This is a genomic window from Pseudomonas sp. BAV 4579 (genome assembly GCF_009765395.1).
Classification (GTDB): domain Bacteria; phylum Pseudomonadota; class Gammaproteobacteria; order Pseudomonadales; family Pseudomonadaceae; genus Chryseomonas; species Chryseomonas aestiva.
This window is the reverse complement of the sequence record NZ_WHOV01000045.1, coordinates 1-25,518: the sequence shown is the minus strand read 5'-3', so window position 1 is coordinate 25,518 and position 25,518 is coordinate 1. Positions and strand designations below refer to the sequence as shown.

The following is a 25,518-nucleotide window of genomic DNA, read 5'->3' as shown; positions in this document are numbered from 1 at the left end:
CTTGCCGGCCATGCCGTCGGTGACCTTGGCGTTCTCGGTGTTCTGGGCGATGGAGGCCGACATCTGCTCGACGCTGGCGCTGGTTTCCTCGACCGAGGCCGCCTGTTCGGTGCTGGCCTGACTGATGCTCTGGGCGGTGGCGGAGATCTCCTCCGAGGCGCTGGCCAGGCCATCGGAGGCGCTGCGGACGTCGCTGATGATCTGCGACAGGCGCTGGTTCATGCCGTCCATGGCGCGCAGCAGCGCGGCGGTCTCGTCCCGGCCTTCGGCGTCGATGCGCTGGGTGAGGTCGCCCGCCGCCAGGCGATCGGCGATCGCGACCGCGGCGCGCAGGGGCCGGGTGATGCTGCGACTCATCAGGAAGCCGAGCAGGATGCCAAAGGCCACGCCCACCGCGATGATGCCGATGAGCATGACCCGGCTGCGGGCATAGATCTGGTCGGTGAGGTCGTTGGCGTCGCTGGCGTTCTGCTCCTTGCGCTTGGACAGCTCGGTCATCAGCACGCCCACCTGGTCGCCAAAACGGCGGACACTGACCAGCTGACTGTCCAGCTCAGGATCGGCATCACGCAGCGTCCGCTTGCCGGCGATCGCCATGGCCTGGTCCAGCTGAGAGGTATAGCTGCCGAGCAGCTCGTCGATCTGCCGGAAATTGGCGGCCGATGCCTCGCTGCTAAAGAGGGGGCGGGCCTTGGCGAGATTGTCCCGCACGTTGGCCAGGCCCAGCTTGACCTCGGCCTGGGCACGAGTGCGATCTTCTTCGGAGGTTGCCAGCAGGTAGTTGCTGCGCGCGCGGCCAATGAAGACCAGATTCATGTTGGCCTCCTTGATATAGGAAAGCCCAAGCAATTCGTTCTGATAGAGCTGAGTCGCCAGATCGTTGATCTGACTGCTGTTGCTCAGACCCGCCAATCCCACTACCAGGCTGATGGACGCCACGGCGATGAAGGACACGATGAGGCGGGTGCCAATCCGGAAATTCTTGAACATCTGAAAGCTCCTCGGAAAAGGACTAGCGATCACAGCTAGCTGCAAGCGACGACGGGATGGTGACGTCAATAGTCAGGCTTTCGGATCGAATATCTGGAAGTTTATGGTGGCCCTTTGCCGCTTCTGCAAATGGCAGCCAATTCGCCGAACTTACTTGAAGTTTGGCCAATAAACGTTGTTGCAATAGCTTTTTAAGGGAAGACCGAGCAAATCGGGTGGACCGCACTGGACCCTGGATTAGCCTCTAGACTCCCTTTGTCGTGATCGACTGCTCTGCATGGCGCAATGAAACGAAGCGCTAGATCTCAGCCACCTGCTGTCTGAGCAGCTCGCGCAACCGCTGGGCCGCCGGGCTGAGTAGCTGGCCGTGCCGGGTAACGATGCCCAGTGAACGGGTGATGGAGGGTTCAACCAGGGGCACGGCAACCAGACAGGTGTCGAGCGCACTGCCGGGAATGGCCAGACCCGGTACCGTGGCCACGCCCAGTCCGGCGGCCACCAGATCGATCACCGTTCTTACGTGTCGCGCTTCCAGAACCGGTTTGGGCAGGTTGGGGATCTTGGCCAGGGCCAGATCCAGCAGCATGCGATTGCCACTGGCCTTGTTGACCGAGATGTAGCTGTGACCCTCGAGCTCTGCCCAGCGCACTGCAGCGCGCGCAGCCAAGGGATGAGTGCTGCGGCAGACCAGCACGAAGTCGTCCTCATGCAGAGGTTCGAACACCAGATTGCCTTCCTGGGCACCCAGGTAGTTGATGCCGAAGTCCGCCTCGCCACGCGTCACTCGGGTCAGTACATCGCTGGCGCCTTCGTCCATCAGCCGCACCAGAATGCGCGGATACTGCTGTTGATACTGCTCGAGCACCTGGGGCAAGAGCTGATTGACCGCCGTGGGGACGCAAGCCAGGGTGACCTCGCCGGTCAGACGGTTCGCCGCATCCGTTACGTCCAGCAGCGACTCGTCGAAGTCGTTGAGAACCTGCCGAGCGCGCCCGAGAAAGGCTCGGCCAGGCGCGCTGAGTTCGATACGGCGCGTGGTGCGATTGAGCAGGCGGACGCCAACGCTGGTCTCCAGCTTGATGATGCGGCGGGACAGCGCAGGTTGGGACAGATGTAGCTCCCGTGCGGCGGCGGCAAAGCTGCCAAGATCCGCCACGGCGACAAAGGCACGCAGATCGCCCATATCAACATTCATGTTTTTCATGCATGGGTCCATTTGATAAATGCAGTTAAGTTTGGCGCGCTGCTGACTCATGCTGTGCAAGCGCGCAACGCCCAGCAAAAACACAACATCGGAGCCTTGCATGATTCCCTTCAATCGTCGCACCTTGCTCAAGCTCAGCGCCGTCGCCTCGGCCGCCGCTGCCGTGCCCCGCTTTTCCCTGGCAGCTAATGCCGCCCCAGCCGTCGCATCCCCGCCGGCAGCCAAGCAGGGCGAGAACACTACCCGTATCCTGGCGGCCTATCTGGTCAAGGCCCGCTTCGAAGACCTGCCGGCGAAGGTGCGCAAGGAAGGGATACGGACTCTGCTCAACTGGGTGGGTGTCGCCGTGGGCGGCTCGCACGATGAAACGGTCGTTCGCGCGCTGCGTGCGCTTCAGCCGTTCTCCGGGCCTGAACAGGCCAGTTTGCTCGGCCGGACCGAGCGACTCGACATCATGAATGCCGCCTTTCTCAACGGCGTGGCGAGTCATATCTTCGACTACGATGACACCCATCTGAAAACCATCATCCATCCCGCAGGACCTGTGGTATCCGCCATCCTCGCGCTGGCCGAATACCGGCCGGTGACGGGAGCGGATTTTCTGAATGCCCTCGTGCTGGGTGTGGAAACCGAGTGCCGCATCGGCAATGCCGTCTACCCCAATCACTATGATGTGGGCTGGCATATCACCGGCACGGCGGGGGTATTCGGCGCGGCGGCGGCGGCCGGCAAGCTGCTGGGGCTCAGTGAGCAGCAGATGGTCTGGGCGCTGGGCCTGGCCGCGTCCCAGCCGGTGGGCTTGCGGGAATCCTTCGGCTCCATGAACAAGAGCTTCAATCCCGGTCGGGCGGCCAGCAACGGGCTCTTCGCCGCCTTGCTGGCGGCGCAGGATTTCACCAGTTCCCAGGGGATGCTCGAAGCCAAGCGCGGCTGGGCTCACACCATCAGCACCAAGCAGGACTTCGCGCAGATTACCGAAGGCCTGGGTACTCGCTACGAAGCAGCCCTCAACACCTATAAGCCCTTCGCCTGTGGCATCGTCATCCATCCGGCGCTGGATGCGGCCATCCAGCTGCGCAACCAGTATCAGCTCAAGCCCGAACAGATCGCCGAGGTGCGCCTGCGCGTCCATCCGCTGGTGCTGGAACTGACCGGCAAGCAGACCCCCACGACGGGCCTGGAAGGCAAGTTCAGCATCTACCATTCGGTGGCCATCGCGCTGATCCAGGGCGCCGCGGGGGAGCGACAATACAGCGATCAGGCGGTGCAGGACCCCGCAGTGGTTGCCTTGCGAGGCAAAATAATGGCCACGGTCGATCCTGGGATCAAGCCGCAGCAGGTGGACATGGTCGTCGTGCTCAAGGATGGCCGCGAGCTGCATAAATATATCGAGCACGCCATCGGCAGCGTGGAGGTGCCCATGACCGACGAGCAGCTCGAAGCCAAATTCAGTGACCTTGCCGAAGGCATCCTGCCGGCCAAGCAGACCTCGGCACTGATCGATACCTGCTGGAAGGTGGAGCAGCTGGCGGATGCGGGCCAGATCGCTCGAGCCGCCCGGCAGGGGGCAGCGTAGTGCGGGTCTGCCGCGGGGTCTGAAGAGGTGCTGGCATTAAGAATCGCTGCAGCGATTCTCCCGGTGCCCGTGCCGTCTTTGGACGGTTCCCGGTTGGCTTCATGAAGGCACGCCTGATTATCGATCCTGATTCGTGCAGGGAGACGTCAACATGATTTATGAGCTGACCAAGCTGTCGGGCCCACTGCTCGAGCTGCCGAGGATCTCGACCGCGGCCGTGAATTGGCTGGCAGACGCGGACGCCGGACCTATCCTGGGTTATTGGCATTCCGAAATCGGCGAGCTCGGCGTGGTCCTGATCTTGCGCAGCTTTGCCAGCTATGACGAGTTGGCGACGGAACGCCAGCGCTACAACCAGAGTGCCCAGCCATTCAAGGACAAGGGGCTGATCCGGTCCGTGCGACAGGAGAGCTACCAGGCCTTCGACTTTCTTCCGGCCATCAAACCGCGCGCCCTTGGCGGTCTCTACGAATTTCGCACCTATTGGCTGAAACCGGGTGGCCTGCCAGTTACGGTCGCCGCCTGGCAGGCGGCGCTGGAGCCGGCTAAAGCCTATACCGACCACCTGGTGACCAACATGGTCGCCCTGGACGGCCCCCTGCGTATCACGCACATCTGGGGCTTCGAATCCATACAGCAGCGTTTCGACCTGCGGGCAACGCACTATGCGGCAGGGCTGTGGCCGCCCCGCGGCGCACCCGAACAGATTGAGCGTGCCACGTCCCTGATCGCCCTGGCGGGCGAGCGTTCGCGCCTACGCTAGGCAACGCTCGGCGATCACGCCTGGCGGCACCAAAGGGCCTCGACGAAGCCGCGAAGCTCTTCCGCCAGGTCGTCATCCTCTGCTGTTCCGCCCATGAAACCGCCGTGGGGCATGCCTTCGCCGAGGTAGAGCTCGACCGGCACCTTGGCCCGGCGTAACCCCCGATGCAGGCGCGCCGCGTTGGACAGGAAGAGATCGCGGGTACCCGTTTGCAGGAAGGTGGGCGGCAATCCCTCAAGCTGGCCGAACAAGGGCGAAAGATAGGGGTGGGCGAGATCCGCGTCGCCCGCATAGAGTTGATTGATGGGCATCAGGGGCAGGGGCAGCACCACATCCACATGGCGGTTGGTGTGGAAGCTGTCGCCGGATTCGGTCAGGTCGACCTCGGGTGACAGCAGCACCAGCCCGGCGGGCATCGGTAGACCTTCGTCGCGACCGCGCAAGAGCGTCGCCAGCGCCAGGTTGCCACCCGCCGAACGTCCGATGAGAACGATATCGGCGGGGGAGTACTGGCTCAGCGCATGCCGATAGGCCACGAGGCAGTCATCCAGCGCGGCGGGGTAGGGATGTTCAGGCGGCAAGCGATAGTCCACGCCATAGCAGCGGATACCGTAGCGGTCCGCCTGCTGCCGCGCGCTCGCGCGGCAGGCCGCGCCACCACCGAACAGCAGGGCGCCGCCGTGCAGGTCGATACAGGCCCGCTGGGGGTGTGCCGATCCTTCAGGCGTGGCGACATGGATTTCGGTTTCACCGAGGATCAGGGTGTCGACACTGGCGCGGGGGTGGCTCGCCATGCCTTTCACCGCCGCTGCGTAGTGGTCGTTTACCTGGTCCTTGAGCGCTTGCCAGGCTGCCTTGTCCGCTAGCGGCGGTAGCGGCTGAAGCGCATTGACCGGAAGACCCTGGGCAGTGACCAGGCGTTGCAGCGCAGCCCTCGCCGATGCGCTGATCAAGGTGGGAAAGGGCACGATGCGTTGCGGCACCGACACGCCTTCAGACGGAAGGGTGGTCACGGCCTTGGCCATAAGCGACTCCGGTATTGGGTGCAGTGGGGGACGGCGATGGAGGGGCGAGTCGCCACTCCCGGTCGTCGGGCATCAGGCATGGATCACGGATACTGCCGCGCTCAGCGCGCCGAGCACCTCATCGTCAGGCGTCGCATCCGTTATCAGCGTACTGACGTCGGCCAGCGGGATGATGCCGTAGGGCGAGGCCGCGCCGAGTTTTTCCCGCGTCGCCAGGACCAGGGTCTCCGCCGCCTGGCGGCTGATGATTCGCTTGATCGCGGCTTCCTCGGCATTGCCCGTAGTGGCGCCGGTTTCCGGATGCAGGCCGGTCACGCCCATGAAGTAGCTATCCACGCGCACCCGGGCGATGGCCTCCGCGCAGGCTGCCCCCAGGGTGACGATGGAATGCTTGAACAGGCGGCCGCCCACGAGCTCGACCTCGATCAGCGGATGCTCGACCAGCGCCACCGCGATGTTCGGGCTATGGGTCACCACCGTGATCTCGAGGTCCTTGGGCAGCTGGCGGACGAGTTGGACATTGGTCGTGCCGCCATCGAGAAAGACGATCTGCCCTGGCTGGATCAAGCGTGCACCCGCCCGGCCGAGGGCCACCTTGCTGGCCGTGGAAGCCTCTTCGCGCCTGGCGTAGTCCGCGACCGCCGCCGAAGCCGGCAAGGCACCGCCATGCACGCGTTGCAGCACACCGTCAGCCGCCAGTTCCCGCAGATCGCGGCGAATGGTGTCTTCCGAGACCCCCAGCTGCTGGCTGAAGGTCTTGGCGACCAGCCGTCCTTCCTGGCGCAGTACCTGCTGGATAAGCGCCTTGCGTTCACGGGTGAGCATCCGGGACCCCTGCACGAAAATTCTTGACGTTGCACGAAACTGCACGAATTCTAGCGCGAAGCCCCAGGGCGGTAAACACCGCTCGCCAACCCAGAGGACTGCCCATGAGCATCGCCCCGCGTATTCGTGTCGAAGAGGTCGAGGTTTTATCTGACGACTGGTTCGTGCTGAAGAAAACCACCTTCGCCTTCCTGCGCAGTGACGGCACCTGGCAGCGGCAATCGCGAGAGACCTACGATCGCGGCAATGGCGCGACCATCCTGCTCTACGATCCCCAGCGGCGCACCGTGGTGCTAACGCGCCAGCTGCGCTATCCGGCTTTCGTCAATGGGCATGACGATCTGCTGATCGAGGCGCCCGCCGGCCTGCTGGACGCGGCCGAGCCCGAGGTGCGCATTCGCGCCGAGGTCGAGGAGGAGACGGGCTTTCAGGTGCGGGAAGTGCGGCAGGTGTTCGATGCCTTCATGAGTCCCGGTTCGGTGACCGAGCGGCTGCATTTCTTCGTTGGCGAGTACGCTCCGGGCGATCGCAAGTCGGCCGGCGGTGGCAATGTCGCGGAGGGCGAGGACATCGCCGTACTCGAAGTCGAGCTGGAGGAGGCGCTGGCGATGATCGATGCCGGGATCCTGCGCGACGGCAAGACCATCATGCTGCTGCAGTACGCGGCCCTGAGGCTCATGCCGCGCCTGGCGGTCAGCTGATCGCCAGGGCTGCCTTGGGCGTTCGCCGCTTGGCGGCCAGGGCGACGCCCCGGGGCGCAGGCAGGGCAGCACCTGGGCGATATAGTCGGCCTTGCCCAGCTCCACGCCCTGGGCGCGCAGGATGGCGTAGGCGGTCACCACATGGAAGTAGAACTGCGGCAGGGCCCAGTCGCGGACGTACTGCTCGGCCGTGAAATCGAATACCAGGCCCTGGGGCAGTTCGTGGGCGACCGGTGCGCCTTCCTGGATGGGAAGGCCTGGGCCTGCGATCGCCTCTATCCTGTCCAGGGTTTCGCGGATGCGGGTCTGAGCCTGGGCGAGGGTGCCCGGTTGTTCGCCGGCGTTGCGGCCTTCGTTGAGCAAGTCTGTCAATTCGGGTGGAAAGGCCTGGTCGTGCAGTCTCAACATTCCTTCCTGGGCCTGGACGCAGGCGAAGCGGATCTGGGTGGCGAGGGGAAACATGTCGGGCGCCAGGCGGGCGGCCAGCAGCGTCTCGGCCGCGCCATCCGGCCGTTGGGCCTCGGCCTTGCCGAGCCAGGCCGCCAGGGCGCCAAGCAGATTCCTGTAGGTGGGGACGAGAATATCCGTGAGGGTCATGGCGGGTCCTTGCTGGGTCCGGAAGCGGGTGGGTCAGCCTAGTAGAGGGTGTTGGCGATGCGCTGCGGCAGGGCCTGGTCGTAGGCATCGCCGTCTATCTGGGTCGGACATAGCTGCTTGAGGATCGACCCGGGAGAGGGCAGGGCACTGCGCGGCAGGTGCCTGGTGGCATCCCACAAGCCGGCCCTGATCACCGCGCGGCTGCACTGGAAGTAGACACTGCTGACTTTGATCTCCAGTACCGTCCGCGGGCGCTGGCCCTTGACCTCGAAGCGCGCCAGCAGCGCCGGGTCGACGGCTATACGGGCGGTGCCATTGATCCGTAGCGTCTCGCCAATGCCGGGAATCAGGAACAGCAGCGCTACCCGGGGATCCTGGAGGATGTTGCGCAGCGTATCCAGGCGGTTGTTGCCCCGGCGATCCGGCAGGTAGAGCGTCCTGGTGTCCTCGACCTGCACGAAGCCGGACGCATCGCCGCGGGGCGAGGCATCCAGTCCCTGGGGCCCTGAGGAGGCCAATACCACGAAGGACGCCGCCTCGATGAAGGGCAGGTAGGCAGGGTGAATGTGGTCTGTTTCCTTGAGGATCGAGGGTGCCGCGACCTCGCCGTAGAGACTTTCCAGCGATTCCAGCGAGGTGATGTAGTCCTGTTCCTGGTTGTCCTGCTCCATGCGTGGCTCCTGATTCGTTGTGCTCTGCGCGCCTTGGCTCACGCCTGGCTCTTCCGATGCCAGGCGTTCGCGACAGGCGAAGGGTTGGCTGAACTGTAGCCGATACGGTAGGGGAGAGCCCGGGCTGTGGGCAGGTTCCCGCGAGCGTCGCTTGGCTAGCGCCCTTCGCCATAGCGATCCAAAGAAAGCGCAAGCGGTTGGGTACTTATAGCGGTTTGCCGCTGTCCCAGAAGACCTGATCGGTGCCTGTACCTGCCCCTACAGTCGCCCACGACCCCCCCATTGGCTGACCAAAAGGAACCTCCTGATGACCCAACCCTTACGCCTGTACGAACTGACCGGCGCCGACGACAGCTGCCGCTTCAGCCCCTATTGCTGGCGCATACGGCTGGCGCTGGCGCACAAGGGGTTGCCGGTGGAGACCGTGGCCTGGCGCTTCCACGAGAAGGAGGCCATCGCCTTTTCCGGCCAGGGCAAGGTGCCGGTGCTGGTCGACGGCGACCAGTGGGTGAGCGACAGCTGGGCCATCGCCGAGTATCTGGATCGCCAGTACCCCGAGCGGCCTGCCCTGTTGGGCGATGCCTCGCTCAAGGCCACGACGCGCTTCATCAACCAATGGGTCGCGGACAGTGTCCATCCGGCGCTGGCGCGCTTGATCCTGCCCGACGTCCATGGGGTGCTGGATGAAGCTGACCAGGACTATTTCAAGCGGACACGCGAGGCGGCTTTTGGCGTGTCGCTGGAGGCCCTGGCGGGGCAACGCGAAACCTCGCTGCAGGCCTTTCGCGACGTCCTGAAACCCCTGCGCAGTACCCTGGCGGTGCAGGATTACCTGGCCGGCGAAGCCCCGGCCTATGCCGATCACATCGTCTTCGGCGCCTTTCAGTGGGCGCGGATCGTCAGTGCCCAGGCGCTGCTGGCCCAGGACGATCCCATCACCGCCTGGTGCGAGCGGATGCTCGACGCCTACGCTGGCGTTGCGCGCCAGGCACCCGCGGCAACCGGGCGGTAGTCCGCCGCTGCGCCTGAGCCGGCGAGGCGTCCACCAGGACGAACGCCCCGACGGCAGCGCCGGCACCCCTGGGTTCCTGGCGGAATCCTACTGGATCACTGGCTGGTGCTGGCCAACCGACTCACTCTCTTCCTGCCGATCCCGCTCGGCCAAGAAGTCCCCGGGCAGGGATTCGACATACAGGCTTCTGCTGGAGAGGGCGAAGCGCACGCCGATCTTGGCGAAGGCTTCCATCATCTCCAGATTGATCGCCTGCTGGATGTCCATGTACAGGTTGTAGCTGGCATCCAGGACGATGTAGACGACCTCGAAGTCCAGCGAGCTGTCGCCGAAGGCCAGCATATGAGCCCGGTCGAAGCGGGTCTTGTCCTGCCGTTGAATGATGTCTTTCAGGGCGGCAGTAACCTGCCTGATCTGCTGCGGCTGGCTGGCATAGGTCAGGCCGAATTTGAAGACGATGCGACGTTCCTGCAGCTTCTTGTAGTTCTGGATGGTGCTGCCGATCGTCTCGGCGTTCGCCATGACGATCTGTTCGCCGCCCAGACTTCGGATCCGGGTGGTCTTCAGGCCCACGTGCTCGACGGTGCCCGCCAGCGAGCCGACGACGATGAAGTCGCCCACCTCGAAGGGCTTGTCCACCGCGATGGAGAGGGAGGCGAACACATCGCCGAGGATGTTCTGCACCGCCAGGGCGATGGCGATGCCACCCACGCCGAGGCTGGCGACGAAGGCGGTGATGTTGACGCCAAGATTGGACAGCATCGCCAGGCCGACCACGGCCCAGAGCAGCACCTTGGCGCCCCAGAGTGACAGGGTGGCCAGGGCGCTGCCCTGGTAGATGTCGGCCTGACTGTGCTTGACGAAGTAGTGGTGCACCGCCAGGGCCACCGCCCGATTGGCCCACAGCCCGGCCTGCAAGGCCGCCACCACGAACCAGAGGCTGCTGACCCGCGTCAGCCAGCGCTCGGGGAGATCCAGAATCCCCACGCCGATCAGGATGGCGGCCAGCAACAGCAGGGTATTGCTGGTGCTGGAGAGCACCTGGATGGCGATATGGCTGACATGGGCACCCGGTTTCTCGGCGCGGGTCCGCAGATTTCTCAGGACGAAGCCGATGACGGTGCGGGCGAGGGTGAAGCTGAGCAGGATGATGCACAGCATGGCGAGCCAGTTGGCCAGCGAGATGCCGAGCAGACTGGTCGATAGCAGGGTGTTGAAAAATCCGAGATCCATAAAGCAGGGGGTCTTCTAGCCGGTTCAGAAATCGCCACGACTCGGCCGCGCAGGCGCGGTCGCGACTCGTTTTATCCCAGCGCGCTCTTGGTCAACTGGAACACAGGACGCTGTCCGCCGGCTCGGCCATTCAGCCAGGAAACCGCGGCAGACATCAGCCAGGTTGGAGTCCATTGTGGCGGTGCCGTGCACTTTTTTTCCGGGTCCGGGGCTGTTCGACGCGGGCCGGCCAGTCGGCTATCAGGCGCGAGCGCCTCTGGCCCGGTGGTTGCGGCGGGCGCTGCCAGGTTGACAAAAAGTGGGCTCGCCCGCCCTCGACGGCAGGTGCTAAAGGAGAGGGACAGGCGGGAGGATCGAGCGCCGGTCGCGCTCAGGGAAGCAGGACGTGGCGGCCCGACCGGGTGATCGACAGCATCCCAGCCGGCTGGGCCTCCGGGTGATCAGCTGGTGTGCGAGACCTCGGTGCAGATCAGTCCCGAGCGCCTTGCCGGGCTCAGTGACTGTACCCGGTCGGCTTGTTGCGGATGGTCTTGAGCAGGTCTTCCGGACTGATGCTGGCCAGCGCCTTGGCCGCGGCCTGGCTGCCCGGCAGCGGCAGGTCGAGGATATGGCCCTTCATCTTGCCCACCACATGCATCTCGCAGGGCTTGCAGTCGAACTTCAGGGTCAGCACCTCGTCGCCGTGGACCAGTTGCATGGGCGCGACCTTGGTGCGCACGCCGGTGACGCCCTTGGCCTGCTTGGGGCAGAGGTTGAAGGAGAAGCGCAGGCAGTGCTTGGTGATCATCACCGGCACCTCGCCAGGCTCTTCGTGGGCCTCGTAGGCGGCATCGATCAGTTGCACGCCGTGGCGGTGGTAGAAGTCACGGGCCTTCTGGTTGTAGACGTTGTAGAGAAACGACAGGTGCGACTCGGGGTACACCGGCGGCGGACTGGTCTCGGCCTTGCGCCGGCCGCGCGGGTGGGCGGCGATGCGCGCCGCGGTCAACTGCTCGATGGCTTCGCGGCGCAGCGCCTTGAGTTGCGAATTGGGTACGAAGAAGGCCTGGGGGGCATCCAGGGTCACGTCCAGCGCGTGATATTCGGTGGTGCCCAGCTGGGTCAGCAGATCGCGCAGCCCATCCAGCGCCTGCTCCGGCTTGTTGGCCATGCCGAAGGGGCCGTCCAGGGCAACGGTGACGCTCACGCCTTCCTCACTGGTGGCGGTCAGCTGCAATCGCTGCTCGCGCAGCTCAGCCTGCCAGCGCACGCCGATGCGGCGCTCGGCGCTGGTCTTGAGCAGCGCCTGCTGCCAGTTGTGGTCCAGGTTGCGCGACAGCGGATGATTCGGCCGCAGGCGGAACAGCCCCTCGGGCATCTCATTGGGTTCGACGCGATAGCGATAGCGCTTCGCCCCGTCTTCTTCGAATTCGCCCTTCAGCTCGGCGACGTTGGCGCGAAAGCCCACCACCTCGCGCTTGACCAGCACGTTGAGGCCGTCGCCGTTGGACAGCGGCTCTTCGGTCACGGCGATGAAGTCGCGCTTGCCGACCTTTTCCACCTGACCCACCGGCAGCCCGGTAAAGGTCGGCGAGTCGAAGGCGCCGATGTCCACCTTGCGGTCGGTGACGAAGTAGTCGGTGCTGCCGCGATGGAAGGTCTTGTCCGGATCGGGCACGAAGAAGTGCGCCGTGCGGCCGCTGGAGGCGCGCGCCAGGTCGGTGCGGTCTTCGAGGATCTCGTCGAGCAACTGGCGGTAGTAGGCGGTGATGTTCTTCACGTAGCCCATGTCCTTGTAACGCCCCTCGATCTTGAAGGAGCGCACGCCGGCCTCGACCAGGGCACGCAGGTTGGCGCTCTGGTTGTTGTCCTTCATCGACAGCAGGTGCTTCTCGAAGGCCACCACCCGACCCTGGTCGTCCTTCAGGGTGTAGGGCAGGCGGCAGGCCTGGGAGCAGTCGCCCCGGTTGGCGCTGCGGCCGGTCTGGGCATGGGAGATGTTGCACTGGCCGGAGAAGGCCACGCACAGGGCGCCATGGATGAAGAATTCGACGGCTGCGTCGGTCTCGGCGGCGATGGCCGAGATTTCCTGCAGATTCAGCTCGCGCGCCAATACCAGCTGGGAGAAGCCGGCCTGATCGAGAAACTTGGCTCGCGCCAGGGTGCGGATGTCGGTCTGGGTGCTGGCATGCAGCTCGATCGGTGGGATGTCCAGTTCCAGCACGCCCAGGTCCTGCACGATCAGCGCATCCACGCCGGCGTCGTACAGCTGGTGGATCAGCGTGCGTGCCGGCTCCAGCTCGTCGTCATGCAGGATGGTGTTGATGGTGGTGAACACCCGCGCGTGATAGCGCCGGGCGAATTTCACCAGCTCGGCGATCTCGCTGACCTCGTTGCAGGCATTGTGCCGCGCCCCGAAGCTCGGCCCGCCAATGTAGATGGCATCGGCCCCATGCAGGATCGCCTCTCGCGCGATACCGACATCGCGGGCAGGGCTGAGCAATTCCAGATGGTGCTTGGGCAGGGACATGGCGATTCTTCTCGATCAGGCGTGGCACGGCAAGCCGCATTGTAGCGGGCGAGGGGGAGGAGGGCACGCCCGGGGTGCTGGGTGGTTGGCGCCAGTCCATCAATTGGAAAGAGGATCTACAGACTCGCCTGTTGATCAAGGGGCATCCGTGTTTCCGGCCGGCATCCCGGTGCGGGGGCGCAGCGGGGCAGTTGGAGTTGCGGCTGCCAAGGGCTCAAGCACCGACATTCCACCGGATATGGCGTAAGCGCATTCCAAAGGGGAATGAATGCCTGTTCCTCTTTATCGCTTTTTTCCATTAATGGGTCATCGTAAAACCTCCGTCACCTTTAATAAACATAAAAATCGGAGGACTCATGACCGAATCCCTGGCTTCAAAGCCGGCGCCGACAGTAGCGGAACGGTCAGCGCTACAGACGCGGGCCAGGACCCGCTATCGCTGGGTGGTACTGGCGGTCATCGTGGTCGTGTACATGCTCGCTGCAGCCGATCGGGCCAATATCGGCATCGCCTTGCCCTATATCCAGAAGGAGTTCGGCGCGACCAATGCCGAGGTGGGGCTGCTGGTCAGTGCCTTCTTCCTGTTCTATTCGCTGGGGCAGATACCGGCAGGCTTTCTGCTGAGCAAGGTCAGCGTACGCGTGGTCGCTCCCGCAGCGATTGGGCTGACGTCGCTGGTGACGCTGCTGATCGGCACCTCCCACAGCATCGGCATGCTCAAGCTCTATCGCTCGGCCCTGGGCGTGGCAGAAGCTGCCTTGCCGCTGTCGATGCTGAGCACTATAAACCGCTGGTTCCCGCCGCGGGAAAAGGGCACGGCTACCGGGGCGTTCCTGTCCGCCGCGAAGATGGGTGCGGTGATCGCACCGCCACTGGGGGCGGCGCTGATTCTGCTCGATGGCTGGCGCACCATGTTCATCGCCTTCGCCCTGCCTGGCGTGCTGCTGGCCTTGCTCTGGTGGTGGCTCGTCCCCAATGACCCGCGGGCCTGCAAGCAGGTCAGTGACGCCGAAGCCGAGCACATCGAAGACCAGACGACTGCGCACAGCGAGTCGGTCCGCAAGCACCGGGATTTTGGCAGGCTCGACCGCGCGCTGCGCTATGAACGTACCCCCGTCCTGGATACGTCCCGCTCCGTGTTCAGATCCTGGAACATCTGGGGCTGTGGTCTGGGCTACCTGCTCATGACCGGTGTGGTGAACGTGCTCCTGGCCTGGCTCCCCAAGTACCTGGGTGAGGTGAAGCACTTCGAGCTGATGCAGGTCGGCTTCGTGGCGTCCTTGCCCTTCGTTGGCGGGGTGCTTGGCAATATCGTCGGCGGCTGGCTGTCGGATCGAATCCTGGACCGCCGTCGCAAGCCGACCATGATGATCAGCGCGGTAGCGACCTGCGTGATGATGGTCGCGCTGGTTTACGCCCCCAATGGGCTGCTTGCGGTCGGGCTGTTGCTGTTCGGTACTGGCTTTCTGCTCAATATCGGCTACTCGTCGTTCTCGGTCTATTCGATGGGACTGACGACCAGAACGACCTATCCGGTGGCTGCCTCCGTGGTCAACAGCGCGGGCCAGGCAGGGGGTGCCATGGCGCCGCTGATCACCGGCTTCCTGCTGGACAGCTACAGCTGGACGGCGGTGTTCATCTTCCTCGGCGTCTGCTCCCTGGCCGCGCTGGCCTTCGTGCTGACCATTTCCGAGCCGGCTACCGCGCCTGTCGAGGCCTCTGCTACCTAGGGCGTCGCAATCCTGATTCCGGCTCGCAACCACCTGCTGCACTCCGCTTCTGGCAGCAGGAAGGTCTGGCGATACCGGGCTAACGCTGCAACTGTTTCGTGAAGTCGCAGAGTTGCGTCGCCAGCGTGGCGATCTCGGCGACGAAGGTCGAGGGCCGGTCGTTGCGGTACATCGCCATGTAGGGAACCGGTGGCAGCTCGGGATCGGTCTCGACGATGACGAGCTTGCCTTCGTTCACCAGCGGGCGGAAACACTCGCGTGGCAGATAGGTGACGCCCAGGCCCGCCGAGGCCAGGCCGAGCATGGCGGTAAGGCTGTCGGAGGAGAGGATCCTCGGCAGCTCTATTCCGCGTGCATGCAGCCAGCGGTTCACGAACAGGCCGGATCCTGACTTCTTGCCCTGCATGAGCATGGGATACCTAGCCAGCTCGGCCAGGCTCACCACGCCTGAACTCCGCACCAGTCCCGGCGCAGCCATCCAGGCATTCTCCACGGTCGCCAGGGGCACGCTGGTGACCTCGGGGGCGGTGAAGGTGTCCGGGATCACGATGAGGTCGACCAGGTCGTCCATCAGCCGCTCGTGCAGGTTGCGACTCATGTCGACCTCGGGTTCCACGGTCAGCCCGGGGAAGTCCGCGACCAGTCGTGTGACCAGGCGCGGTAGCCAGGTCCAGGCGGTGAGTTCGGTAACGCCCAGTCGCAGACGGCGCGTGGTGACGTGCTTGCCATCCTTGAGCGAGGTGATGCGTTCGTTCAGATCGAGCATCTCCCGCGCGATGACCAGCAGCTCCTCGCCCTCGGCGGTGAAGCGGGCACCCCGCTGCGAGCGATCGAACAATTGCAGGCCGGTGGAAGACTCCAGCTCCTGCACCCGTTTCGAGATGGCCGACTGGGTGGTGTTGAGGTGTTCCGCAGCCCTTTCGAAGGTACCCAGACGTTCGATCCAATGCAGCGCCAGCAATTGCCGTAGCGTGACCATTGGCATTCCTTCAGGGCATGAGTGTTCATACCTTAATATCGCTTTTTCTATTTGGCCACCAGCTTATCCTCGACGTCATCCAACAAGAGGAGCCCCCATGAACGTCATCGCTTCCCGTCCGACCGCGCTGGTCGAAGCCTTCGCCCGCACCTCCACCTCGATCATCAGCGACTGTCTCGACCGGCTTCCAGGCGCTCGGCTGCGGCCCTTCCACCGGATCGAAGGCACCATGGCGGGCCTTGCGCTCACCGTCAAAGTACCGGCCGGCGACAATCGGGCGATCCACCAGGCGCTGGAGCTCCTCGTCCCTGGCCAGGTGCTGGTGGTCGATGGCGGCGGCGACCTGAGTCGCGCCCTGATGGGTGACATCATGGCGGCTATCGCGGAAAAGCGCGGTGCCGCGGGGGTCGTCGTCGATGGGGCGATCCGCGACCTGGCAACCATCAGCAAGGGCAGCTTTCCCATCTTCGCGCGTGGGGGCTATCACCGGGGTCCCTACAAGAACGGTCCGGGCGAGATCAACGTGCCGGTGAGCATTGGCGACATGATCGTGTCACCAGGAGACCTCGTCGTGGGTGACCATGACGGCATTGTCGCCTTTCCCATCGCCCAGGCGGCGGAGTTGCTCGACCGTTGCCTGACGACCGAGCGCAAGGAAGCGGAAATGCTCGCGCAGATTGCCGCTGGAACCTACCGGGGCGCCTACGCGGCCCATTGATTACGGAAGAAGCAAATGAAGCTAGCGATTATCGGCGCAGGCGAAGTGGGTCTTACCTATGCGCACCCCTGGGTGGCCGCGGGCCACGAGATCCTCTTGTGTGACCTCAAGCCTTCACCCAGAGCCCAGGCCTTCGCGAAAGAACATGACCTGGCACTCGTCACCTCGATAGCGGACACGGTGGCCGCTTGTGACGTCGTCGTCTCCTGCGTTTTCGGCACCGTCTCGCTCCCGGTCGCCGAGCAGGCGCTTGCCCTTATGCAGGCGGGTGCGCTGTTCATCGACATGACCACCGCGGATCCGGAGCAGATCAGGCGAGCCGCGGCCATCGCGGCCGAGCGCTCGATCCCCTATGTGGACGTGGCCATCCTAGGGGCCATCGCGTTGACGCAGGCGAAGACCAATCTGCTGGGCGCCGGCATTGGCCTGGAGCGCGCGGTCGCGCTCTTCGCCGAAGCCGGTTCACCGCTCAAGCCTGTCGAAGGAGGCGCCGCGGGCGATGCGGCCGCCCTGAAAATCCTGCGCAGCGTGTTCACCAAGGGCCTGGAAGCCCTGACCATCGAGTGCTTCATGGCGGCCGAGAAGCAGGGCGTCACAGAACAGCTCCACGATGCCCTGAGCGATATCGACCAGGCTTCGCTCAGGGACTTCCTCGGCGCCCTGATCAGGACGCATGTGGTCCACGCTCCGCGCCGTCTCAAGGAAGTGGAAGAGGCCGAACGCCAACTGCGGGCTGCCGAGCTGCCGGTGGCGGTGCTGCCGGGGGTCAGGGAAGTGTTTGCGCGGACAGCCGCGCAGCTCGCACACGAGCCTGTCGACACGGCATCGCCGACCCTGGACCAGGCCTTTGCCTGGCTGTTCAAGGCCAATGGCGTGGTGAGGTAGCGGTGCAGCGCCGAGCGAAGCTCATCGCTCGGCGCTCTTGCCGACCTAGGCGAGCCTTATGCCGGGTCAACGAACACCCAACTCATCCAGCAGCCATTTCTTGAAGACTTCCGCCGCTTCTTTGCGGGTCCGGCTCTTGGGATAGGCGAGAAAGTGGCCTACGTACTGGATGTCGTGGGTCAGGCTGCGCAAGGGGGCTACCAGACGACCCTCCTGCAGTTCCCGTTCGGCCAGCAGCGTGGATTCCAGGACCACGCCCATGCCATTGACCGCGGCGGCAATCGCCATGGCGCTGCGGTCGAAGCGCAGAGCATAGTGGTGGGCGGGGAGCAGGTGGTTGGCCTCGAACCAGCCCTTCCACTGCAGCATCTGCACATCGCACTGGATCAGGGTGTGCTGGTGCAGGTCTTGCGGCGCCTTGATGGCTGCGGCCAGCGTGGGGCTGCAAAGCGGGGTGAGGTGCTCGACGGCCAGGGGCACATGTTCGCAGAAATCCTGCCGCGGTTCGCCATAGACGATGTCGAGGTCGAAGTCGTCATTCTCGAAGCGTGCATAGTCGGTACTCGCCGAGAAGCGCAGATCGATGTGGGGATGTTTCTTCACGAAATCCGGCAGCCTGGGCAATAGCCACTGGGTCGCGAAGCTGGGCGCGGTGTGCAGCCGCAGCGGCGGCGGTTCATCCGTCTGAATGAGCGAAAGTCCTCGATGCATCTCGCCCAGCCCGCGCTGAACGTGTTCGAGCAATAGGCGGCCCTTGGTGGTGAGGCGGACTTCGCGCGTGCTGCGTTCGAACAGCGTGAGTTCGATGCTTTCCTCGAGTTTGCGAATGGAGTGGCTGACCGCGCTGGAGGTGATGCCCAGCTCCTGGGAGGCCATGGCAAAGGATTCGGTTCTGCCGGCGGCTTCGAAGACCCTGAAGGTCGTCAAGGGCACGCGTCTAAGCCGATTCATACGTGAACTGAATTCATCCACTGTTGTTAAAAACTCCTTTGTCGGTCTTGTTTTTTCGATGGTAGCTTGGTTTTCAGGCCACTCGCTCTGCTTAGCATGAATTCTAAGCACCTGTCGTGAGTGGATCTGCACATCGAGGAATCCATAATGACAATAAGATCTGTAGCCACTGCTCCGGCAGTGGAGCCGCTCGAGCGTCTGGCCTATCACGCCTGGCGCATCCGCCGTTTTGCCTTGCGTATGGGTGAAGTCCAGGGCCAGGGTTATGTGGGCCAGGCCCTCGGTTGGGCTGACGTCCTGGCCGTTGCCTATTGCCATGCCATGAATCTCGACCTCAGCGATCCTGAGTGGGAGGGTCGAGATCGGTTTCTGCTCTCCCATGGTCATTACGCGATAGCGCTCTATGCCGCCTTGCTGGAGGCGCAGGTGATTCCCGAAAATGAGCTGGAGAGCTATGGCGCGGATGACAGTCGGCTGCCGATGTCGGGAATGGCCACCTACACGCCAGGCATGGAGATCTCCGGTGGATCGCTTGGCCAAGGGCTGGCGATTGGAGTTGGCATGGCGCTGGGACTGCGGCTGAAGAACAACCCGGCGAGGGTCTTCAACTCCATGTCCGATGGCGAACTCGACGAAGGAGCGACCTGGGAGGCCGCAATGTCGGCTGCGCACCATGGGTTGAGCAATCTCATTGCCCTGGTGGACTTGAACAGACAGCAGGCTGACGGCGATTCCAACGACATCCTTGGATTTGAACCGCTGGTGGACAAGTGGCAGGCCTTCGGCTGGCACGTCCAGCGCGTGGACGGCAATGATCTGGCCGCCGTGCTCGCGGCGTTCGATAGCGCCATGGCGCTGACCGAGTCCAAGCCCCGGGTCATCCTGTTCGACACCCTGATGGGCAAGGGCGTGGACTTTCTCGAAGCTCGGGAAAAGAACCACTTCATTCGCGTCGAGCCCCATGAATGGCAGCAGGCGCTCGAAGTGCTCGATCGCCACTACCAGCAGGGAGCGCAGTGACATGAGCGTCGATACTCTCAAAAAGCCACGCCTCACCACCTCGGCGATGATCGCCTCGATTGCCAGCGAGGGGCAGCGTACCGAGACGGCGCCCTTCGGACAGGCGCTCATCGCGGCAGCCAAACGGGACGAGCGTATCGTCGGGATGACGGCGGATCTTTCCAAATACACAGATCTGCACATCTTCGCCCGGGAGTTTCCCGAGCGTTACCTGCAGATGGGCATGGCGGAGCAGCTCCTGATGGCAGCGGCTGGTGGTCTGGCGAAGGAAGGCCTGGTGCCGTTCGCTACGACCTACGCCGTGTTCGCCACCCGCCGGGCGTATGACTTCATCCATCAGGTCATCGCCGAAGAGCATCTGAACGTCAAGATCTGTGCGGCCCTGCCAGGGCTTACCACCGGGTATGGCCCAAGCCACCAGGCCACCGACGATCTTGCGCTGATGCGCGCGATACCCGGTCTGACCGTGGTCGATCCCTGCGACGCGCTGGATACCACCCAGGCGGTCGCGGCCATCGCCGCTCACCAGGGGCCCGTCTATATGCGCCTGCTGCGAGGCAAGGTGCCGATGGTCCTGGACCAATACGATTACCAGTTCGAGCTGGGCAAGGCCAAGTTGCTGCGTGACGGCCGCGATGTGCTGATCGTGTCCAGCGGCATCATGACCATACGGGCGCTGGAAGTCGCTGAAGCCATGGCGGATGGCAGTGCCGACGTCGCGGTGTTGCATGTACCCACCATCAAGCCGCTGGATGAGGCCACCCTCATCGAGCAATGCCGCCGGAGTGGACGGCTGGTCATAGTGGCCGAGAATCACAGCACCGTGGGTGGCTTGAGCGAGGCGGTCGCGCTGACGTTATTGCGCGCCCGCGTGCACCCGGAGTTTCGGCAGATCGCCCTCCCTGATCAATTCCTCGACGCCGGCGCCTTGCCGACACTGCACGATCGCTACGGCATTTCTACGGCCGCCATGGTCGCCCGCATTCAAAGCTGGTTGGGTTAGGAGGCAGTATGAACGTAGCTTTCGTAGGGCTGGGCGCCATCGGCTTGCCCATGGCGGTACAGATTCAGCGCGCCGGGTACCGGATCATCGGCATCGAGCTGTCGGAGGCGTCGCGTAAGCGGGCGGCAGCGGAAGGGCTGGAAGCGGTCGCCGAGTGGCAGGCGCTGATCGATGCCGACGTCGTGGTAGTGATGGTGGCAACGCCAGCGCAGTTGGCCTCCCTGGTCAGCCAGTGCAGTGGGCTGCGTTCCGACCAGCACTGGATAATCATGAGCACCGTGGGACCGGCGTCCGTCCGTGAGCAGGCGAGCCGCCTTCAGGCGCTAGGTGTTCAGGTCGTGGATGCACCGGTCACCGGCGGGGTAGCCCGCGCCCTTACCGGAAGCCTGCTGATCTTCGCCTCGGGGGCGTCTGCAGCCGTAGCCCGTTGCGAGCCGGTCTTGCAGGCCATGGGCGAGCTCAAGAATGCCGGCGTCCAGGTGGGCGATGGCCAGGCGATCAAGGTGGTCAACCAGCACCTGTGCTCCGTGCACCTGGTGGCGGCCGCCGAGGCGCTGAGTCTGGCACGCGCCCTGGGGCTGCAGCCGGAGCAGGTGCTGGCACTGGTCGAGAAGGGCGCAGGCGGCTCCTGGATGCTTAGCGACCGGGGCCCACGCATGCTGGAAGGCACGGACACCCGTGTGACCAGCATGGTGGACATCTTCGTGAAAGACAGTGGGCTAGTCGCCGAGGCCGCCCAGGCCTGCCAGGCCGCGGTACCGCTGCTCGACACCGCCCATGCCCGTTTCCAGGCAGCGGCCGCCGCGGGACTCGGTCAGCGGGATGACAGTCGCGTCATCGAGACTTGGCGCTAGCGCCGACGGTTCACAGTTTCTCGGCCTCACCACCAGAGGCAGGCACCTGCCTCATTACAACAACAATAGGTAGCGGAGTTATCCATGCACCCTTCAGATAGCAAGGCCATGCCGGCTCGGGACAGTGCCGGAAAAGTGTCTTTCGCCTCCATGATCGGATCGGCGGTGGAGAGCTATGACTTCTTCATCTACGGGACGGCCGCTGCCGGTTGGTTCGGCAGCGTGTTCTTCCATACGACCGAACCCATCGTCGGCATCCTCGCGGCCTTCGCCACCATGGCGGTGGGCTTCTTCATGCGACCCCTAGGGGGTTACCTGGCCGGCCACTACGGAGACCGCATCGGGCGCAAGGCCATTCTGCTCTGGTCGCTCATCGCCATGGGCGGTGCCACGGTTTTGATCGGCGCCCTGCCGACCTACGAGCAAGCGGGCGTGGTCGCGCCACTGTTGCTGATCCTGCTCCGGATGATCCAGGGAATCGGCTTCGGTGCCGAGTGGGGCGGGGCGGTGCTGATGGCCTGCGAGCATGCCCCGCCGCACCGGAGAGGCTTCTTTGGCGCCGTACCGCAGATCGGTATTCCGCTGGGCCTGTTGATGGCCAATGGCGCCTTCCTGGCATCCGGCGCGCTGTTCGAGGGCGACTGGGTCTGGCGAGCGCCATTCCTGGCGTCGGTGGTAATGGTCGGCGTGGGCATGTACATCCGCATGGGGGTCAGCGAATCTCCGGAATTCGAAAAGATGAAGGCGGAGAACAAGCTGGTGAAACAGCCAGCGCTCGAAGTGATCCGCAGCGACTGGAGAAAGATCCTGCAGATCATCGGTCTGCGGCTCGCCGAGACCGGGGGCTACTACCTGGCGACCAGCTTCATGCTCTCCTACGTCCTGCTGGCGGGGGTCGCGACCAAGGAAAACGTGCTCTGGGGGACCATGATCGGGTCGGCACTCGGCCTGCTCAGCCACCTGCTGTTTGGTGCCCTGAGCGATCGGATCGGGCGCAAGCCGGTGTTCCTGCTGGGATCGCTGTTCACCATTGCATTCGGCATACCCCTGTTCCTGCTGATCAACAGTGGCGTGTTCGTCATGGTCATCGTCGCGGTGGCGCTGTCCCTGCTGCTTAGTCACGATCCGATCTTCGCCGTCGAAGCCAGCTGGTTCACCGAGCAATTCCCGCCCAATGTGCGTACCTCGGGTATTTCCCTCGGCTACAACGGGGCCTCCATGATCGCGGGCCTGCTGCCATTCCTCGCGACCGGGCTGTTCGCAGTGGTGGGCTGGATGGGCCCTGCGCTCCTGTTCAGTTCGCTTGGCGTCATTTCCACCTTCTGTGCGCTACGAATGCCGGAAACGGCGCCTGCGGTCGCGCATACCAAACGGCAGTCGGTACTGGCACCGCGGCCCGTCACGCTGAGCTGACGCTCGGCTCGCGAGCGCGACGACGTCGCGCGTGAGGCGGGGGATCAACGCCCAATGCGGCTAGCGCTTCCGTTTTGCACAGCTGCCTGACTCCGCCGCAATGGCGGGATCAGGCAGGGTCTCCTGGCGCAGCTTCCAGGGGCTCTGGCGCCAAGACGGCATCCGGCACCGCCGCTCGCCCCAGCAACTCCTCCAGAATGCTCAACCTGAACTGCCGCTGCAGCGTTACCGCATAGAAGCGTTCGGCGATCTCGGGGACTTCGGCGTAGAGCTGCAGCGCGCCACTGCGCAGTTCGTCCTGCACCACCACGGCGGGCAGCAGGGCCAGGTCGCCGGAGTCGCGGGCGAGCAGACGCAGCAGGGCCATGTCGTCGACCTCGGCGCAGATGCGCGGCGTCAGCCCCTGGCCACTGCAATAGACGTCGAACTGGCTGCGCACGTCGCTGCTGCGCCCGGGCACGATCAGGCGGGCCTGTTGCAGGTCCCGGTGGAGGTCGAAGGGGCGGCTGTCCTGGCGAGGCGGACCGATCAGGCACACCGGCTGGCGATGGAGCAGGCGGCATTGCCAGGTGCGCTGGCTGTCGGCGCTCACCGCCTGGTTGGTCAGCACCACGTCCAGCTTGTGCAGGGCCAGGCGCTCCAGCAATTCGTCCACGCTGCCGGATTCGAGGGTCAGCACCAGGTCCTCACGACCGAGGAAAGGGCGCAGCAGGTTCTCCTGGAAATTGCGCGAGAGGGTCGCCACGGAGCCGATGCGCAGTGTCTGGTTGGCTTCCTGGGTGTTCTGCAGGGTGTCCTGCAACTCGCTGCCCAGGGCGAAGATCGTGTCGGCGTAGTCCAGCACCAGCTGCCCGGCTTCGGTCAGCCGCAGACTGCGTCCGGAGCGGATGAACAGGGAATGGCCGAGCTGGTCTTCCAGCACGCGGATCTGGGTGGAGAGGGCGGATTGGGAGACATGCAGCGCCTCGGCGGCGCGGGTGAGATTGCCTTCCTTGGCGACGGCCCAGAAGTAGTGCAGGTGATGGAAATTGAGTCGGCGCATGCTTCGTTCTTCAAAAGTGAACGTTAGGTGCTTATCAATCTATTTTAAATAATTCGTACACATCCGGACACTGTCGCTATCTGGTGTCCATGGAGTGTGCACGATGTCTGGCCTGCTGTTTTCCCTCGCCCCACTATTGCGCTGGGTCTATGCCCTGGCGCTGTTGCCCGCGGTCTGCCTCGCGTCACCGAGCCAACTCTGGATACCTGCGCGAGTCGCGGGTTATCTGGGTGTCTTGCTGGTGCTGGCTGCCTGGCTACAGGCGTTCGTCGGCACCCAACACCCTGATCGCCTCGGCCTGGCGATGGCCGGACTCATCAGCCTGCTGGCGCTGGTGATCATCGAATATTCCCGGCGCTATCTGGAGGGGGAAGCAGGGCAGCGGCGCTACGTGCTCGCCCTGCTGGCCACCCTGGCGGCGGTGGCGACGGTGGTCACCAGCGGTAACCTGCTGTTGATTGCCGGGGCCTGGATCCTCTCCAGCCTGTGCCTGCACCAACTGCTGACCTTCTACCGCGAGCGCCCGCAGGCGGTCGTCGCGGCCCACAAGAAATTCCTCGCCAGCCGCCTCGCCGATGTCAGCCTGCTGCTGGCGACCCTGCTGCTGGTGCAGGCCGGCGGTAGCAGCCAGCTCGCGCTGATCCTCGCCGCGGTGAACGCCCAGGTGCAGGCGGGTGGTGCGCTCGGCTGGGAGCTGCAGGGCGCGGCGCTGCTGCTGGCGCTGACGGTGATCCTGAAATCGGCCCAGTTGCCGGTGCATGGCTGGCTGATCCAGGTGATGGAGGCTCCCACGCCGGTTTCGGCCCTGCTGCATGCCGGGGTGGTCAACCTGGGCGGCTTCGTGCTGCTGCGCTTCGCCCCGCTGTTTTCCGCCGCGGTACCGGCGCAGAGCCTGCTGGTGCTGGTCGGCGGCCTGACCGCGGTCCTGGCCGCGCTGGTGATGATGACCCGGATCAGCATCAAGGTCCGCCTGGCCTGGTCGACCTGCGCGCAGCTGGGCCTGATGCTGCTGGAATGCGGGCTGGGGCTGTACGAACTGGCGCTGGTGCACCTGCTGGCCCACTCCCTCTACAAGGCCCATGCCTTCCTGGCCGCGGGTGAGACGGTCGCCCACGCCCGCCAGCATGCCCTGCAGCCGCAGGCCGCGGCGCTCGACCTGGGCGGGCTGTTGCGCGCACTGCTGGTGGCCGCGCTGATGCTGGCGCTGCTGCAAGGGCTTTGCGCCTGGCTGCTGCCCAGTCATGCGCTACCGCTGATAGCCCTGACGCTGCTGGCGATCGGCCTGGCGCCCTGGACCCTGCGCCGCGACCAGCCAGCCCATGGCTTGCTCATGTTCGGCCTGCTGCTCGGCGCTTACCTGCTGTGGCATCAGGCGGCCGTTTGGATCCTCGGCCAGCACCTCGCCACGGCGCCGCTGCCGCTGGCCCTGGTGGCGATGGTCATGCTGGTCGGGCTCTACCTGCTGCAGGGCCTGCTGCTGGCCCGGCCGCGCGGCGCCCTGGCGCAACGTCTCTACCCGCTGGCCTTTGCCGGCTTCTACCTGGATGAGCACTTCACCCGCCTGACCTTCCGCCTGTGGCCGGCGCGTGTGCCCCAGCCCCTGAGCGCAACCCTTGGAGACCGCCCATGACTGCCTTCGAAATGTTTTCCAGCCCCAAGCACCAGGCGCTGCACGAGGCGGCCCGCCAGGCCTGTGCGCGCATCGCGCCGACCTGGCCGCTGGATCGCATGATCGCCGTCAACCCGCTGTGGGAGCGGCGCGATCAGGCCTGGCAGAGCGTGGCCGCGCAGCTCTGGCAGCGCGCCGGCAGCCGCCT

General features: G+C 64.6%; 23 protein-coding genes and 1 pseudogene. 13 read left to right on the top strand and 11 right to left on the bottom strand.

The genetic code is table 11. The annotated features are described in order from the left end of the window. Window positions 1-990: methyl-accepting chemotaxis protein (locus GSQ95_RS11190; RefSeq protein ID WP_158973798.1), on the bottom strand; the 990-nt coding region annotated here is incomplete at its 3' end. A 298-nt stretch (window positions 991-1,288) separates the two neighbouring features. Beyond that, window positions 1,289-2,185: a LysR family transcriptional regulator gene (locus tag GSQ95_RS11185; protein ID WP_158890573.1), complete on the bottom strand. Its 897-nt coding sequence runs from the start codon at window positions 2,183-2,185 to the stop codon at window positions 1,289-1,291. Window positions 2,186-2,294: 109 nt separating this feature from the next. Between GSQ95_RS11185 and GSQ95_RS11180 the strand changes: the two genes are divergently transcribed. Then, window positions 2,295-3,770 (top strand): MmgE/PrpD family protein, encoded by a 1,476-nt coding sequence (locus GSQ95_RS11180; RefSeq protein WP_158890520.1) that lies wholly within the window; start codon window positions 2,295-2,297, stop codon window positions 3,768-3,770. Between the two features lie 151 nt (window positions 3,771-3,921). Next, a complete protein-coding gene (locus GSQ95_RS11175; protein WP_158890522.1) occupies window positions 3,922-4,533 on the top strand; it encodes an NIPSNAP family protein in 612 nt (203 codons plus the stop codon). Window positions 4,534-4,547: 14 nt separating this feature from the next. Here GSQ95_RS11175 and GSQ95_RS11170 read toward each other — a convergent pair whose 3' ends face one another. Next, window positions 4,548-5,558: an alpha/beta hydrolase gene (locus tag GSQ95_RS11170; RefSeq protein WP_158890524.1), complete on the bottom strand. Its 1,011-nt coding sequence runs from the start codon at window positions 5,556-5,558 to the stop codon at window positions 4,548-4,550. 72 nt (window positions 5,559-5,630) lie between these two features. Continuing rightward, window positions 5,631-6,383 (bottom strand): DeoR/GlpR family DNA-binding transcription regulator, encoded by a 753-nt coding sequence (locus GSQ95_RS11165; protein ID WP_158890526.1) that lies wholly within the window; start codon window positions 6,381-6,383, stop codon window positions 5,631-5,633. 104 nt (window positions 6,384-6,487) lie between these two features. Between GSQ95_RS11165 and GSQ95_RS11160 the strand changes: the two genes are divergently transcribed. Next, entirely contained in the window at window positions 6,488-7,084 is a 597-nt protein-coding gene (locus GSQ95_RS11160; protein ID WP_158890528.1) for an NUDIX domain-containing protein, read from the top strand. Window positions 7,085-7,222: 138 nt separating this feature from the next. Here GSQ95_RS11160 and GSQ95_RS11155 read toward each other — a convergent pair. Next, window positions 7,223-7,681: pseudogene (locus tag GSQ95_RS11155) on the bottom strand (DUF1993 family protein); the annotation flags it as partial. A gap of 38 nt (window positions 7,682-7,719) precedes the next feature. Next, entirely contained in the window at window positions 7,720-8,352 is a 633-nt protein-coding gene (locus tag GSQ95_RS11150; protein ID WP_158890530.1) for a pyridoxamine 5'-phosphate oxidase family protein, read from the bottom strand. Window positions 8,353-8,659: 307 nt separating this feature from the next. Here GSQ95_RS11150 and GSQ95_RS11145 point away from each other — a divergent pair, with 307 nt between their 5' ends. Beyond that, window positions 8,660-9,364, top strand: coding sequence for a glutathione S-transferase family protein (locus GSQ95_RS11145; RefSeq protein ID WP_158890532.1), 705 nt, complete (start codon window positions 8,660-8,662; stop codon window positions 9,362-9,364). Between the two features lie 87 nt (window positions 9,365-9,451). Here the strand turns inward: GSQ95_RS11145 and GSQ95_RS11140 are convergent, their stop codons facing one another. Continuing rightward, window positions 9,452-10,597 (bottom strand): mechanosensitive ion channel family protein, encoded by a 1,146-nt coding sequence (locus GSQ95_RS11140; RefSeq protein WP_158890534.1) that lies wholly within the window; start codon window positions 10,595-10,597, stop codon window positions 9,452-9,454. A 493-nt stretch (window positions 10,598-11,090) separates the two neighbouring features. Then, complete coding sequence (locus GSQ95_RS11135; protein ID WP_158890536.1) at window positions 11,091-13,106, bottom strand: U32 family peptidase; 2,016 nt, start codon at window positions 13,104-13,106, stop codon at window positions 11,091-11,093. 356 nt (window positions 13,107-13,462) lie between these two features. Between GSQ95_RS11135 and GSQ95_RS11130 the strand changes: the two genes are divergently transcribed. Beyond that, complete coding sequence (locus GSQ95_RS11130; protein WP_158890538.1) at window positions 13,463-14,836, top strand: MFS transporter; 1,374 nt, start codon at window positions 13,463-13,465, stop codon at window positions 14,834-14,836. A 79-nt stretch (window positions 14,837-14,915) separates the two neighbouring features. On the opposite strand, the gene GSQ95_RS11125 is transcribed toward GSQ95_RS11130, so the two are convergent. Next, window positions 14,916-15,815, bottom strand: a complete 900-nt coding sequence (locus GSQ95_RS11125) for a LysR family transcriptional regulator (RefSeq protein ID WP_158890540.1) — start codon at window positions 15,813-15,815, stop codon at window positions 14,916-14,918. Between the two features lie 97 nt (window positions 15,816-15,912). Between GSQ95_RS11125 and GSQ95_RS11120 the strand changes: the two genes are divergently transcribed. Both GSQ95_RS11120 and GSQ95_RS11115 read left to right on the top strand, forming a co-directional pair. Further along, window positions 15,913-16,533 carry an RraA family protein gene (locus tag GSQ95_RS11120; protein ID WP_158890542.1) on the top strand — a complete coding sequence of 207 codons (621 nt, stop codon included), beginning with the start codon at window positions 15,913-15,915 and terminating at the stop codon, window positions 16,531-16,533. A gap of 15 nt (window positions 16,534-16,548) precedes the next feature. Continuing rightward, window positions 16,549-17,418 (top strand): NAD(P)-dependent oxidoreductase, encoded by an 870-nt coding sequence (locus tag GSQ95_RS11115; protein ID WP_158890544.1) that lies wholly within the window; start codon window positions 16,549-16,551, stop codon window positions 17,416-17,418. A 66-nt stretch (window positions 17,419-17,484) separates the two neighbouring features. On the opposite strand, the gene GSQ95_RS11110 is transcribed toward GSQ95_RS11115, so the two are convergent. After that, complete coding sequence (locus tag GSQ95_RS11110; protein ID WP_256664550.1) at window positions 17,485-18,351, bottom strand: LysR substrate-binding domain-containing protein; 867 nt, start codon at window positions 18,349-18,351, stop codon at window positions 17,485-17,487. Window positions 18,352-18,516: 165 nt separating this feature from the next. Between GSQ95_RS11110 and GSQ95_RS11105 the strand changes: the two genes are divergently transcribed. From GSQ95_RS11105 to GSQ95_RS11090, 4 genes are all read left to right on the top strand, one after another. After that, a complete protein-coding gene (locus tag GSQ95_RS11105) occupies window positions 18,517-19,389 on the top strand; it encodes a transketolase (protein WP_158890575.1) in 873 nt (290 codons plus the stop codon). Between the two features lies 1 nt (window position 19,390). After that, the gene (locus GSQ95_RS11100; protein WP_158890548.1) at window positions 19,391-20,392 is read left to right on the top strand and encodes a transketolase family protein; all 1,002 of its coding nucleotides are present in this window, start codon (window positions 19,391-19,393) and stop codon (window positions 20,390-20,392) included. An 8-nt stretch (window positions 20,393-20,400) separates the two neighbouring features. Next, window positions 20,401-21,246, top strand: coding sequence for an NAD(P)-dependent oxidoreductase (locus GSQ95_RS11095; protein ID WP_158890550.1), 846 nt, complete (start codon window positions 20,401-20,403; stop codon window positions 21,244-21,246). 84 nt (window positions 21,247-21,330) lie between these two features. Then, complete coding sequence (locus tag GSQ95_RS11090; protein WP_158890552.1) at window positions 21,331-22,659, top strand: MFS transporter; 1,329 nt, start codon at window positions 21,331-21,333, stop codon at window positions 22,657-22,659. Between the two features lie 109 nt (window positions 22,660-22,768). On the opposite strand, the gene GSQ95_RS11085 is transcribed toward GSQ95_RS11090, so the two are convergent. After that, entirely contained in the window at window positions 22,769-23,701 is a 933-nt protein-coding gene (locus tag GSQ95_RS11085; RefSeq protein WP_158890554.1) for a LysR family transcriptional regulator, read from the bottom strand. Window positions 23,702-23,804: 103 nt separating this feature from the next. On the opposite strand from GSQ95_RS11085, the gene GSQ95_RS11080 reads away from it, so the two are divergent. Together GSQ95_RS11080 and GSQ95_RS11075 are read left to right on the top strand one after the other, a co-directional pair. Continuing rightward, a complete protein-coding gene (locus tag GSQ95_RS11080; RefSeq protein WP_158890556.1) occupies window positions 23,805-25,331 on the top strand; it encodes an NADH-quinone oxidoreductase subunit L in 1,527 nt (508 codons plus the stop codon). After that, on the top strand, window positions 25,328-25,518 hold a 191-nt coding region (locus GSQ95_RS11075; protein ID WP_158973796.1), incomplete at its 3' end, for a putative inorganic carbon transporter subunit DabA. The genes GSQ95_RS11080 and GSQ95_RS11075, both read left to right, overlap by 4 nt.

Coding starts and splice junctions, on each gene's coding strand:
- GSQ95_RS11145 (WP_158890532.1), top strand. CDS start 8,660: ATGACCCAACCCTTACGCCTGTACGAACTGACCGGCGCCGACGACAGC.
- GSQ95_RS11095 (WP_158890550.1), top strand. CDS start 20,401: ATGAACGTAGCTTTCGTAGGGCTGGGCGCCATCGGCTTGCCCATGGCG.
- GSQ95_RS11175 (WP_158890522.1), top strand. CDS start 3,922: ATGATTTATGAGCTGACCAAGCTGTCGGGCCCACTGCTCGAGCTGCCG.
- GSQ95_RS11180 (WP_158890520.1), top strand. CDS start 2,295: ATGATTCCCTTCAATCGTCGCACCTTGCTCAAGCTCAGCGCCGTCGCC.
- GSQ95_RS11140 (WP_158890534.1), bottom strand. CDS start 10,597: ATGGATCTCGGATTTTTCAACACCCTGCTATCGACCAGTCTGCTCGGC.
- GSQ95_RS11090 (WP_158890552.1), top strand. CDS start 21,331: ATGCACCCTTCAGATAGCAAGGCCATGCCGGCTCGGGACAGTGCCGGA.
- GSQ95_RS11105 (WP_158890575.1), top strand. CDS start 18,517: ATGACAATAAGATCTGTAGCCACTGCTCCGGCAGTGGAGCCGCTCGAG.
- GSQ95_RS11115 (WP_158890544.1), top strand. CDS start 16,549: ATGAAGCTAGCGATTATCGGCGCAGGCGAAGTGGGTCTTACCTATGCG.
- GSQ95_RS11125 (WP_158890540.1), bottom strand. CDS start 15,815: ATGGTCACGCTACGGCAATTGCTGGCGCTGCATTGGATCGAACGTCTG.
- GSQ95_RS11185 (WP_158890573.1), bottom strand. CDS start 2,185: ATGAATGTTGATATGGGCGATCTGCGTGCCTTTGTCGCCGTGGCGGAT.
- GSQ95_RS11160 (WP_158890528.1), top strand. CDS start 6,488: ATGAGCATCGCCCCGCGTATTCGTGTCGAAGAGGTCGAGGTTTTATCT.
- GSQ95_RS11085 (WP_158890554.1), bottom strand. CDS start 23,701: ATGCGCCGACTCAATTTCCATCACCTGCACTACTTCTGGGCCGTCGCC.
- GSQ95_RS11120 (WP_158890542.1), top strand. CDS start 15,913: ATGAACGTCATCGCTTCCCGTCCGACCGCGCTGGTCGAAGCCTTCGCC.
- GSQ95_RS11130 (WP_158890538.1), top strand. CDS start 13,463: ATGACCGAATCCCTGGCTTCAAAGCCGGCGCCGACAGTAGCGGAACGG.
- GSQ95_RS11080 (WP_158890556.1), top strand. CDS start 23,805: ATGTCTGGCCTGCTGTTTTCCCTCGCCCCACTATTGCGCTGGGTCTAT.
- GSQ95_RS11135 (WP_158890536.1), bottom strand. CDS start 13,106: ATGTCCCTGCCCAAGCACCATCTGGAATTGCTCAGCCCTGCCCGCGAT.
- GSQ95_RS11150 (WP_158890530.1), bottom strand. CDS start 8,352: ATGGAGCAGGACAACCAGGAACAGGACTACATCACCTCGCTGGAATCG.
- GSQ95_RS11170 (WP_158890524.1), bottom strand. CDS start 5,558: ATGGCCAAGGCCGTGACCACCCTTCCGTCTGAAGGCGTGTCGGTGCCG.
- GSQ95_RS11165 (WP_158890526.1), bottom strand. CDS start 6,383: ATGCTCACCCGTGAACGCAAGGCGCTTATCCAGCAGGTACTGCGCCAG.
- GSQ95_RS11100 (WP_158890548.1), top strand. CDS start 19,391: ATGAGCGTCGATACTCTCAAAAAGCCACGCCTCACCACCTCGGCGATG.